A 12415-nucleotide genomic window follows, 5' to 3' on the forward strand; every position below is an offset into this window, starting at 1 on the left:
CATCGCTGTCCGCCGCTTTGTGTCTGGTGTCAGCCGACGCCCTTGCCCACTGACGTCGACCGTCGCCTGCTGACGCGGCCCTTTGCCGTTTTGGTGCGACCCCTCGCCAGTTGGCGACGGGAGTTGCACCGCATGCAGGGCTGCGTCGTCTCTACTGACGCTGAGTGCTGTTACGTCCCGCGATCGCCGGATCCGTCTTGATGACCTTGTCCAGGTATTGCATCACACCCGGGGTCATGTCCAACGCGGCATCGTGATAAACGATGTTCTTCATCACGCCACGGATGACCGATTCGCCTTGCTCCTGATTCATTTCTTCGCTGTTGTAGCGAAGCACCAGGTTGATCTTGTAGTGGTTGGCCAAGAACTTCACGCCCGCGGCGATTTGCTGGTAGTTGTCGTAGTAGATTTTGGCTTCCGCGTCGGCCAATTCCTTGCGTTTGCGAGCCATGTCCAAGCGGAGCTTGGAATCCATGCTGGCCAGTTGCTCTTCCAGTTGAGCGTATTCGGGCGATCCCGGCGACAGCGTTTTCAGCTTGGCGGCGGTGTTCTGAAGCTGCTCTCGCTTTTGCTTCAGTTCGGCGTCGTAGGCCTTCAAATCGCCTTCGACTTTCGCCACCTGGACCTTGATCCCGGGATGATTCTTAAAGATGTAAGCGACGTCCACGACCGCGACGCGGTGAGGAGCCGATTCCTGTGCAGAAGCCGTCCCGCTGATCAGGCACGGAGCTAACACAGTTGCCAATCCGATGGCAATTCCACAGACGTGATGGCGAACGGTTCGCACTTTCGCTCTCCTTGCGTATTGAGTCGCAGTCCATTTGTCACAGCGATGAAACAAACCGAGTTACCGCCTCAATTTGCTCGCAATGGCCCGATGCAGACATTCGTTGTCTGGTCCGAACCACCCAGTCGCTGTCGTGCCGAAATCGCTCCGGCGTTTGTTCACTAATTACCGATTGTGGCAATCGTCCCCGGCCACGTAAAGATTGATCATGCGCTTTTTTCTAGGAGCGTTTCTCAAGCTTTCCACGCAGCATCACGGTGTTCGCCTCGCGACGCACCTCGATCTCGAAGGTGTCGCCGGGCTCGTGCGCCCGCACCCACGACAAGACGTCGCTTGTGGTGCGAATCACCTGCCGGCCGATCCGTTGAATCTGGTCGTCGATTTGCAATCCCGCTTTCGATGCCGGGCCCCCCTCGGTCACGTCGGTGACGCTGACCACGCCGCCTCGTTCCGTAATCCGCACGCCCAAAAATGCCGTCATCTGACGACGGATCTGGACCCTCGGATCGGTCTCGGCATACGCGGGCCGTTGGGGGAGCACCGCCAGTTGAAATGCCACTTCAGAAACCATATCGGTTACACGGGTTAGGTTCCCAAAATCGATTTTGTCGAAATCGTCAGAAGGTCGATGATAATCGTTGTGCAGCCCCGTGAAGAAAAACAACACCGGCACACCGACCCGGTAAAACGACTGGTGATCGCTGGGACCATAACCACTGGCGACCTTAAAAAGGTCAAAGCCGAAGCGGTCGTTGGCCGCGTCCACGACGGGTTCTAATCCGCTGGCCGATCCCGTCCCGTAAACCGTCAATTCGTTGTCGCGAAGCCGGCCGACCATGTCCAAATTGATCATCGCCGCCGTGGTTTCGATCGGCCGCACCGGGTTTTCGACATAATGCTGGCTGCCCAACAACCCACGCTCTTCGCCGGTGAACCCGATGAACAACACGGTGCGGTGCGAAGCCGTCGATTCCAACCGACGCATCAATTCCGATCCGCAAGCCAACATCGCCGCCGTCCCGCTGGCGTTGTCATCGGCTCCGTTGTGCACCGCGATCGTTCCCGGGGCCAAGGAGCCGAAGCCGCCCATGCCGACGTGGTCGTAATGGGCGCCCACCACGATCGTTTCGTTCGCTAGCAAACCCTTGCCGGGCAATCGCCCGATCACGTTGTCGCTGGCCGCGACCGCCGGTTTCAAATCGACCGATAATTCGGCGGTCACGCCCTCGAGCGTCCGGCTGTCCGGCCGAAACGTCCGGTCGATTTCCGCCTCGACCTCTTCCAGCCCCACCCCGCCGCCGGCGCGCAGCATTTGATCGGCCAGATCGCGGGCGATCGAAGCAACCGGGATCTTCTCGGTCTGCTTGGTTTTCGTTCCTGCATCGGCGATCCCCAGAACGCCGCGTCGGGCAGCGGAAAGCTGGGATTGCATCGCCACAATCATCCGCTCGGTCGCCGCGATCTTCTCCGCCGTCGCCGCGCGGTTCTTGACCGCTTGCTGGGGAAGATTTTTCAGCACCTCGGCCAAGCGTTCCTTGCGGCGCACTTCCTGGTCGATGCGATTCTGTTCCTCCTGGACTGCGTCGCGAACGCTCCGCGGATCATTGACGATCAACACGCCGGCCGCCCCCTGCTTGATCGCCTCCGCGACCTTGGTGGCAAAGTAGGCGTGCCGCGTATTTTTGACACCGTCGAAGGGGCTGTCCGGGTCGCCGGCCCCGGGCTCTTTTCGCAGGATCAACACGATCGCACCGCGGGCATCGACCGAGGCGTAGTCGTCGTAGTGGTGCGATTCGGAACGGATCCCGTAGCCGGCAAAAACCACCCGCGCCGACACGGATTGTTTGTCGCTGCCGATGCCCAGCGGCCCGAACCCACCGTTCAAGTCCGCTTCGATGACGCTTTGGCCGGGGAGCTGAATGCGACAGACGTTGCCTTCTTCATTGCGAACCTCACTGCCAACCGTGATCGCGACGCTTTGAAAGGGGCTGCCGGCGACCGAGTCCAGTTGCAGCCCGATCGATTCCATTCGCTCGCGCAAATAGTTTCGCGCGACATCAATCGTCTCGTCGGTCACACTCCGCCCGCGCAGCTCCTCCGACGCCAGGTATTCAACGTCCTGACGCAGCGTCGCCATCAGTGACGCTGACTCGTCGTCAACAGACCCTTGTGCCGGGCAACTAGCTGCATCGATCGATAACAACACAAGTTGCAAAAGTGCCAGATGCATCGCGACCGCAACAGCCGTCCTCACGATGCAGGACGACTTGGGAAGCGGCGAGTTTGTTCGGGTGGTCATGTGCCGGATATCGGATCGATTCAATGATGGATGTCACACACGGGCCGATCCGTTTGATCGAGTCGCAGGCCGGCAATTGACGAGGCACACCGCGTCATCAGGACCGCATTTGAATCAGCCCGCGGATGGCAGGGCGTACCCACGGATGTCTGGCAGTCCGGGATCCGTGGGGACGCTCTGCCATCTGTGGGTTTTATTTGTTGGAGTGTTCCAGCACCCGTACGCCCGACTGGGCTTACGCCGCTTCGGGCGTCTTCTCACCCCGTTGGACCAACATCAACAGGATCGGGCTGGCCACGAAGATCGAACTGTAGGTTCCGACCAGGACACCGACGACCAGACAGAACGCAAACGCGTGGATCCCTTCGCCGCCGAACAGGTACAGCAGCACGACCACAATCAACGTGGTGATCGAAGTCAACAAGGTCCGGCTGAGCGTTTGATTGATGCTGGTGTTGATCATTTCGCCGGTCAACCGCGGTGCCTTGCCTTTGGTTTCCCGGATCCGGTCAAACACGACGATCGTGTCGTTCAGCGAATAACCGATGATCGTCAGCAATGCCGCGACCACGGTCAGACTGATCTTGAAGGGGTCGATCAACAGGAATCCGAGTGCATCGGCGACGTAGTAGCTGATCGCGATCGCACCGAGCGTGATCAAAACGTCGTGGACCAACGCCGCGACGGCCGCAAAGCCATAGATGACGCGCTGGAATCGGAACCAGATGTACAAGATGATCACCATCAAGCTGGCGAACAGGGCGACCGAGGCGCGTCCGACCATTTGACCGGCGACCCGTGCACCGACGCTGCTGCTGCTGACCCAAACCGGTTCGTTGCCCAATGATCGCTCGACGACCTGCATCACCTTGTCGGCCGCGTCGTTGCCCATCGGCAACGTCACTTTCCACTCGGAAAACGGCACGCTCGATCCGCTCTTCCAATCCTCGGCGCCTTCGCCGCTGGGCAGCAAATCGACGGCACGTTCATTCAGCGGGATGTTTAATTCGTCGGCGGCCTCTTTCATCCGGTTGATCAACGTCGGGCCGCTGATCGAGGCACTCGTGTCGCCGCCGCCGATCCCCAAGCTGATGCGGCGAACGGCCGATTCGCCCGCGGTCAGTGACGGCTCGGCGCTGGTTGACTCGGAGGTTGCTTCACTGTCGGCAGCTTCACTGTCGGCCTGCATCGCGACCAGCATCACGCCGTTGGAATCGCGGCCGATCGAGGAGGTTTCCGATCCGCCGGCGGAGATCGTGACGTCGTAGGTGACCAGATCGGTATCGGTGGACGCTTCAAACGCCTCGACGATTCGCGCTTGCAGATCATCGACCGAAACCAGCGACGAATCGACTTTAAACACCGTCCCGTCATCGGCGCCGTCCATCGTCACGCCGTTGACGGTGAATTGGACGGGCGAGCCGTCTTGGTCACCGATCCCTGCACCGACGATCTCGCGAATGGTCTCCGTCGTCGTCGTCTCATTGACGCGGAATTGGACCGACGATCCGCCGGCAAAGTCGATGTCCAGGATGTTCTTGCCGCGTGCGAACAGCGATCCGAGACCGATCAGGATCAGGATCGCAGAAACGGCCAGGGCCGGTTTTCCTTTGCCGATGAAGTCCATCATGCCGCCGCCGGACACGGAATTCTTGATCGCGTTGACCATATCCGACATCCCCAGCGACACCTTGTTGTGACGCTCGGCGATATCGAACAGCGTTCGCGACATGTAGATCGCGGTGAACATCGAGTACAGGATCCCCAAGATCAACGTGACGGCAAAGCCACGGATCTGGTCGGTTCCGATCGCGTACAACACGATCGCCGTGAACAGCGTCGTCAAGTTGGCATCGATAATGGTGACCGTCGCCTTGGCAAATCCGTTTCGAATCGCCATCCGGTCCTTGGCACCCTTGCTGATCTCCTCGCGGATCCGTTCAAAAATCAACACGTTCGCGTCGACCGACATACCGACGGTCAAAACCAGACCGGCCAGTCCCGGCAGCGTCAGCGGTTGGTGAATCAGCACCATCGTCGCCAGAATCATGCCCAGGTTCAGCACCAGGGCCAAGCACGCGATTGCACCGGCAAACCGGTAATAGAACAGGATAAAGATCAGCACCAGCGACAGCGAAACGCCGATCGCCATCACGCCTTTGCGGATCGTGTCGGCACCCAACGTCGCGTCGATCTGGTTCTTCGCGATCGGTTGTTTCGTCAGAGCCGCAGGCAATTGGCCGGCTTTCAAAATATCGACCAACGCTTTGACTTCTTCGGTCGTGAAATTACCGGTGATTCGACCTTGCTTGCTGATCGGTTGCAGGATGTTCGGTGCCGACAACAGTCGGTCGTCCATCACGATCCCGAGTTGACGTTGGCGGGTTCCCTGCGGCGCGTTTTCGGTCGTCAAGACACGGAACTTGCCGCTGCCGGAATCGGTCAGGTTGAACGCGACCGCCGGGGCGCCTTGCTCGTCAAAGGTGGTCGATGCGAACGCCAGGTCTTCACCTTTGACGTCGATATCGGGATCGATGATCATCAGCACCTCCAATCCCGACAGCCCTTGCTGGTCGACCCAGCTGGCTTGCAAGGCTTGGTCGCCGCGGACGGTGCTCGGCAATTCGATGAATTCGCCGGTGTCCGGGTTGCGAACGATCGCGTTCCCGACGTTGACGCGGAACGGCCCGTTGTCGCCCGTCCGAGTCGTCTCGCGGTCGACGATGGCCCAACGGCCGACCGTGCGACCATCGACGTCCGAAATCACTTCGCTCATGCGGATCGCACGTTCTTTCGACGCCGCCTGTTCGGCCGCCAAGTTGATGATCCGCTGGTGGTCGGTTCGGTTGGCGAGGATTGCGAAACGCAGGATCCCGGCCTGCTTGAGCGTCTCTTCGATCTGGGCGACTTCGCGTTGATCGACTTCCGGGATGATGATTTCGATTTGCGAATCACCGTACGGACGGATCACGATCTCACGCGTGCCGCTGGGGTTGATCCGCTTCGTTAGCGGGCCGACCAAATCCTTGGACTTGACCCCGTTGCCTTGCTGTTCGGCGTCCGGGTTGCTTTTGCTGGGGTCGATCTCATAGACCAGAATCGTTCCGCCGCGAAGGTCCACGCCCCGGTCGGGCAGTCGGTTCAACAGCACCGTGACGCTGGCGGTGATCGCCAACAGGATGAACCCGATTCGCGTGCTGTGATTGGGCATCTTCAGCCGTTTGGCGAAGAACCCGCCCACCATGAACGGCAGGATCATCACCGCCAATGCAATGGCCAGCATTCCGTACTGCTGCCATGAAATACCTTGTTCGGCGTCAGCTTGAGCGATCAGGCCGGCCAGCAGACTCGGGGCGGCCAATGTGAGATCGGCCAGAGTGACGTCGGCTGGGGGCTGAACGAGAGAAAAGCAGTCCATCGTTGGTTGTTTCGTTGTCGAAAGGAATGCAAACGTTGCGGTTGCAGTGATCGGGGGAAGCGGATTTGGCCGGTCCCTTCGGGGCCGGCGTCACCACCGTCGGTGTGTTTGGGCTGCCTTGGTAACAACCAAGGTCGCTGGTTGAGTCGTGGGGGGCGAACGATTCGAAAGGCTCGGATTCGATTGGTGGGGAATTCGAATTCGATTCGACGTTCTTTAGTCCTTGGCGTCGTCCTTGGGCTTTTTTTCTTCGATGACCGTCAGCGCCCACCGGCTGACCTTCACCCGTATCGTGCCGCTTTCGTCCAGCCGAATCGTCACCACATCGCTGTCGCTCGGGGCACTGACGACCGTTCCGTGTAATCCGCCGTTGGTGATCACGCGATCATTCTTTTTGATCGCCGCGATCCGTTTTGCCTCTTCCGCCTTGCGTCGACGCTCCGGAGCAATCAACGTCAGATAGAAGATCAAAATGATTCCCGCGATCGGGAACAGCGGATTCTCCATCAACTGCAATAGAAACGGTTTGGGCTCGGCGACCTCCGCCGGGACATCTTCGGCCAGGAATAGCCAAGGTGCGAATTGAAGCAGGGGGTGGATCACAATCCGGACCGATTGGGTTCTCATCTGGTTGGCAAAATACAAGTGCGGCATGATATGGAAGCCCAAAATTGGTCACAAGCCCAGCCAGCGCCGAACTTTCATTGCTTTTGCCAGTCTCACGTGGCTGCAGACCGCTCCCGATGACCCACCACACCCCTCCCAAACCCGCGTCAACGCCAGCAAATGCCGGTCCGGTGCCCCCTCCGGATCACTCCGGCGGCCCCCAACCCAACGCCGATTCCCATTTTTTTCCTACCTGGCCTCCCCAGTGGCCCGAGATTACCGAGTCCATTCTGCAGGTCCTCCGCAGTGGCCACTGGGGCCGCTATCGGGGGGAAGCAACGGAAAGGCTTCGAGAAAAGATTGTCGAATTGATCGGCTGTGGGCACGTGCGTTTGGTCAGCAGCGGATCACTGGGCGTCGAATCGGCCCTCCGCGCCGCCGGAATCTCGCCCGGCAACCAGGTCGCCCTGTGCGGCTATGACTACCCGGGAAACTTTCGCGCGATCGAAATCTTGGGAGCCCGGCCGCTTTTGGTCGACGCTGATCCGGCCGGATTCTCGGTCGATCCCGAATCGCTGCGGCAAGTCAGCCCTGAATCGGTGAAAGCTGTCGTCGTCTCACACCTGTATGGCGTCCCCGCGAAAATCCGCCAGCTGCGCGAAATCTGTGACCAGAAGGACTGGGCGCTGATCGAAGACGCCTGCCAGACGCCGGGCATGGCGATCGACGGCCGGCCGGCCGGGGCCTGGGGCGACGTCGCCGTGCTCAGCTTCGGCGGCAGCAAACCGTTGACCGCCGGAAACGGGGGCGCCGTGCTGACCAACAACGACAGGATTGCGAGCAAACTGAACGCCTACCTCGACCGCCCCAGTGATTCGACCCCGATGAGTGAATTGCAGGCCGCGGCGTTACTGCCCCAGTTGGACCGGTTGGACGAGTGCAATCGGATTCGCTGGGAAACCTATTCGGCAATCGTCGCCGGCGTCGATTGGACCGGCCGGGCGACGTCCAGTTGCCGCGTGACCGAGCCCTCGACGATTTACAAAGCGGCATTCTTAACACCGCGACGCGACGCACTGATCGAGCGGCTGCGGCGATCGGGGCTTCCCGTCGGTCCGGGCTATCGGTCGATGCACCGCAGCAGCGATCGGCGCTGCGATAAATCTGGGCCACTGGATCGCTGCCGCCAGCTCGGCGAACAGCTTTGCCTGCTCGACCACGCGGCGCTGCTGGCCACCGGATCACTTCGAAGCGAGCTGATCGATTTGCTAACAGCTGCGGGATAGGCTTCCAAGGTTGTTACTCCTTGCTCCTCGTTCCAAGGCTCCGCCTTGGAACGCACTGTCGGTGTGGCTCCCGCCACACGCGGCCGGGCTGCCAGCGGCGGACACGTACGATGGCCCTTCCGGGCCGTCGCTGGCCAGACATGTACGATGGCCCTTCCGGGCCGTCGTTGGCGGGACCATCCGCTTACCACCACTTTTCGCACCTGATCATTCTGCCCCGTATCATTCTGCCATCCTTCCCCACTATGACGCGACAAACTCCAAGACCCGCACGGCGTTTCCCTGGCTCGCTTCGTTTTTCTTTTTCGATACCCGTAGCTTCAAGCGGTGAGGGCCGTCGTCCAGCGCCGACTTCAACACCACCGTCCTCGGATAGTGCAGCCCTTTGCTGAAGCCGTGGAACAGCTCGGCGGCCTGCCAGTCTCCGTCGTCGATCGAAAACTCGACTACACCGGCGTCGGGGCCGGCCAACACGAACAAACCGATCGCGGTGCCGGAAAACGCGACCTCTAGCTCTGCGCCGGGGACCGTCGCAACGGTCAGCGGCCGACCGGCAAATCGCTCGCGGAACGACCCGGCGATGTCTTTCCAGGACGGTTCGACGTATGACCATCCCGGCCCCATCGTGATCGCATCACGAGCGAGAAAACGTCCGCGATCGAAGCTGGACGGATCGATCGGGGGCGGCAGCCGACGCGAGAGATCGCGTCGGCGGTTGCCGGATTTCGCGTCAGCAGAAGAAAACTTGGTTTGCCGGAACACATCTTCGATCAAGTCCGCAGCGATCCGGTTACCTGCCGGCTTCGGGTGCGTCCCCCCATAAATCGCCCAAGTGGTTTTTCCCGCTGCGATCCGCTGGGCCAGTTCCATGGCCACGTTACAGGTTGAAATGTCATAGTGTTCGGCCACCGTTTCGTGAGCCCGAATGCTGGTCGGTAATTCACCCTCTTGAACCGTTTGCAACATTGACGGATTGACGAAGTGGGTGATCACGATGTCCACGTCCGGTAGGCTGGTCCGGGCCGCTCGGATGATGCCCTCCATCCCCCGCACCGCATCGTCATGGCTGTGCCCTGCGTCTTGATCATCGTTGACGGCGAATTCGACGAACAACAGATTCGGTTTGGCCGACAGCACATCGGTGGGCAACCGAAACGCCCCAGTGTGCGAGCAAGTGGACGAGATTCCCGCGTTGGTGAACTCGAACTCGGTCTCGGGGAATCGAGCCGCTAGGCTTTCCATCACCATGGGCCGATAGCCGTCCATTTCGGTGATCGAGCCGCCGATGAACGCGACACGCCCCGTTCCGGTCGCGGAGAACGCTTGGCGGCTGCGGTACAGGTCGCCACGCACAGTAACGGCAGGTGCCTTGGCAACTGCTGGGGGCAACGTGTCCGAGTCGCCAGATGCCGGTTGCGTGTCCTCACAACGGCACGTCACGGCGGACCACACAAGGGCAGCCAAACAGCAGGCGATCCGACCGGAACGTGAAAGATTCATGATTTCTCTATGGTTTTGACGACTTCGGTACTGACGAACCTGGAAACTTAAAGGATTGTCCTGATCTTAATTTCTGAGAACATAGGGTGCCAAACCGGCTTCTTTTGTTTTCCTAACACCCCCATTTTCATGGCAGGTCGCATGGATTCACCCTTGATCCTGATTGACGACAAGCACGTCCCACTTTATCGCATCGTCTGGGTCGCCGACCTACCCCATTGGTGCGGCGACAAGGATTGCGAGCGCGAAGGCGAATACGAAATCCGACTGGATGTCGAAGAGTCCGTTTGGACCAGCCTGCGCGGCCGTGACCAGGTTTTGGAAAGCCTGAAGAAATGGTGCGGGGACCCCGAAGACGACCACGACCCGTTGTTCTAGTGACTCCCAACTCCCAACTCCCAACTCCCCCGTCTCCATGCCTGCTGATCGAATCCTTTTCGAATCCCATTCACACACGCCGCTCTGCAAACACGCCGACGGAATGCCGACCGAATACGCGGCGGTCGCCGAAGCGCGTGGTCTGCTGGGCATGCATGTGACCTGCCACAACCCGATGCCCGACGGCTTCTCCTCCGGCGTCCGGATGGCGGAATCGGAATTCGACCAGTACGTCGACCTGGTGGCCGAAACGACGGACCAATGGCGTGGCCGCGTCGATGTGCGTTTGGGATTGGAAGCCGATTACTTCGAAGGCCACGAAGCGTATTTGGAGAAACAACTTTCCAGCGCGGACTTTCATTTCGTGCTCGGGTCGGTGCACCCGCAAATCGGCGAGTTCCGCGAAACGTATTGGCAAGATGACTTGGTCGAAGTCCAACGCATTTACTTCAACCTGTTGGCCAAGTCGGCCGAGACGGGGCTGTTCGATTCGCTGGCCCATCCCGATCTGATCAAGAACTTTACCAGTGAAGCCTGGGACCCCGAATCGATTTTGGAAGTGATCCGTCCGGCGCTGGACCGGATCGCCAAGACCGGTGTGGCGATGGAACTGAACACCAGCGGCGTCAACAAACGCATCTCGGAAATGAACCCGTTCCCGGACATGCTGGCCGAGATGAAGACCCGCGACATCCCGGTCACGCTGGGCGCCGATGCCCACGTTCCCGAGCGAGTCGGCGACGGTTATGAAACGGCGATGCAATTGCTGCAGAGCGTCGGGTACACGCACGTCAACTTCTTCACCAACCGCCAACGCCGATCGGTAAAAATCGACGACGCCCTGGACTCCCTGATCCCCGTCGGCGAAGCGACCAGCCAGAGCACGCGGTAGTGGTGTTCGAGTAGCAATCGCGATGCGTTATGAGTCGGTTTGATCGGACCACTTGGCCTCACCGACGAAACGCCTGCGTCGTGGTACAACGCCACAGCACGGTCGCCAAAGCCGGATCTGAATTAACCCACGGATGGCAGCGCGTACCCACGGATCCCAGGCTGTATGAAATCCGTGGGTACGCGCTGCCATCCGTGGGCTTTCTAACTCGTTGCAGTGTTCCGGCTCAACCGGCTAACTTTGCCAGCGCGCGTTGCAGCGGGCATTGTTGGGGATCGATTGGTTGTCCGCTTCGATAACCTTGCAACACGCGGCGTGATTCTGCGGCCAACATGCGTCGCACCTCGCGGCGTTTTCCTTTGACGCGCGGGATCACCAGGTTGTCGTAGGCGGTCGTCTGGTGACGCATCCAGGCGATCACCGCGGATTCCGCGCGTCGCTCCACGGGAATCCGCTGCGTGCGGGCAACCGTGCCGCTGCCCACCGGCGTGGCGTGCTGGGTCACCGCGACGGCCAATTGTTTCGCGATGCCGCGATGGGAGGCGTGAAAACCCAAGAACGTGATCACCGCGTTTTCGAATTCATCGACATACTCGGCCTGCTTTTTCTCCCGCCTGGCGACGTCACTCTTTCGCTTGCGTGCGTAGGCGTCGGTCGATCGTTCGGCGTCCAGTTTCGCTTTTGCCGCGGCGATTTGCCCGGCGTCCGCCCACACGCCTTTGGAAAACACGCGGCGCCCGCGACGCTCCTTCACCGTCCACGTCGGCCCGGCCGCCTTGACGCGGCGGGTCAGCCCGGCATCGCCGGGGGGCAACAAGTCCCAGCCGGCCGGAACCGCAAGCGTGTCGCCGTCGTCGTCGATGACGTGTCGTGAATCGGGGCCGGGGCCAACCACACGTGTTTTTTCAGGCATGGAGAAGAGAGCTGCAAACGGAACGGGGAGAAGCGGTCAAACACGAGGTACACCGATTGAATCGGCGACCGATGCGGGGCAACTTGATACGACGAATCCGATTTCGCATCAAGCAGCCCATGCCAGCACGCAGCGAATGCCAGCACGCAGCCGATGCCAGCACGCAGCGTAAGCAAGTGGCCCAGGACCTCCACCACACGCCGCCGCCCCCATGCCGCCGCACGCTTTCTGACGCTTCCCGCTGGCATCTCTCTCCCATCGTCTTGCCCGCATTGTTTTGCCCCGTCCTTTACATCCGCAATCCCGGCACGGGCCGCTCGCTGACGCTTCCCGCTG

The 12415-nt window shown here is 60.3% G+C and carries 9 protein-coding genes; 3 read left to right on the forward strand and 6 right to left on the reverse strand.

The features are described 5' to 3' along the window. Positions 1 to 151: 151 nt before the first annotated feature. The 4 genes from Mal15_RS08420 to yajC all read right to left on the reverse strand — a co-directional run bounded on the left by Mal15_RS08420 (position 152) and on the right by yajC (position 7131). Positions 152 to 787 carry an OmpH family outer membrane protein gene (locus Mal15_RS08420; RefSeq protein WP_147867357.1) on the reverse strand — a complete coding sequence of 212 codons (636 nt, stop codon included), beginning with the start codon at positions 785 to 787 and terminating at the stop codon, positions 152 to 154. Between the two features lie 220 nt (positions 788 to 1007). Next, positions 1008 to 3086: a M28 family peptidase gene (locus Mal15_RS08425; RefSeq protein WP_147867358.1), complete on the reverse strand. Its 2079-nt coding sequence runs from the start codon at positions 3084 to 3086 to the stop codon at positions 1008 to 1010. 235 nt (positions 3087 to 3321) lie between these two features. Beyond that, entirely contained in the window at positions 3322 to 6504 is a 3183-nt protein-coding gene (gene secD / locus Mal15_RS08430; RefSeq protein ID WP_147867359.1) for a protein translocase subunit SecD, read from the reverse strand. Between the two features lie 216 nt (positions 6505 to 6720). Next, positions 6721 to 7131: a preprotein translocase subunit YajC gene (gene yajC, locus Mal15_RS08435; RefSeq protein WP_167546679.1), complete on the reverse strand. Its 411-nt coding sequence runs from the start codon at positions 7129 to 7131 to the stop codon at positions 6721 to 6723. 170 nt (positions 7132 to 7301) lie between these two features. On the opposite strand from yajC, the gene Mal15_RS08440 reads away from it, so the two are divergent. Further along, a complete protein-coding gene (locus Mal15_RS08440; protein ID WP_167546680.1) occupies positions 7302 to 8396 on the forward strand; it encodes a DegT/DnrJ/EryC1/StrS family aminotransferase in 1095 nt (364 codons plus the stop codon). A 243-nt stretch (positions 8397 to 8639) separates the two neighbouring features. Here the strand turns inward: Mal15_RS08440 and Mal15_RS08445 are convergent, their stop codons facing one another. Next, on the reverse strand, positions 8640 to 9896 hold the full coding sequence (locus Mal15_RS08445; protein ID WP_147867362.1) for an SGNH/GDSL hydrolase family protein: 1257 nt from the start codon (positions 9894 to 9896) through the stop codon (positions 8640 to 8642). A gap of 129 nt (positions 9897 to 10025) precedes the next feature. On the opposite strand from Mal15_RS08445, the gene Mal15_RS08450 reads away from it, so the two are divergent. Further along, on the forward strand, positions 10026 to 10274 hold the full coding sequence (locus Mal15_RS08450; protein WP_233903341.1) for a hypothetical protein: 249 nt from the start codon (positions 10026 to 10028) through the stop codon (positions 10272 to 10274). A gap of 37 nt (positions 10275 to 10311) precedes the next feature. Then, on the forward strand, positions 10312 to 11166 hold the full coding sequence (locus Mal15_RS08455; RefSeq protein WP_147867363.1) for a histidinol-phosphatase HisJ family protein: 855 nt from the start codon (positions 10312 to 10314) through the stop codon (positions 11164 to 11166). Between the two features lie 226 nt (positions 11167 to 11392). Here the strand turns inward: Mal15_RS08455 and Mal15_RS08460 are convergent, their stop codons facing one another. Next, a complete protein-coding gene (locus Mal15_RS08460) occupies positions 11393 to 12079 on the reverse strand; it encodes a DUF2293 domain-containing protein (protein WP_147867364.1) in 687 nt (228 codons plus the stop codon). Positions 12080 to 12415 lie beyond the last annotated feature (336 nt).

This window comes from Stieleria maiorica, from assembly GCF_008035925.1.
GTDB classification, from domain to species: domain Bacteria; phylum Planctomycetota; class Planctomycetia; order Pirellulales; family Pirellulaceae; genus Stieleria; species Stieleria maiorica.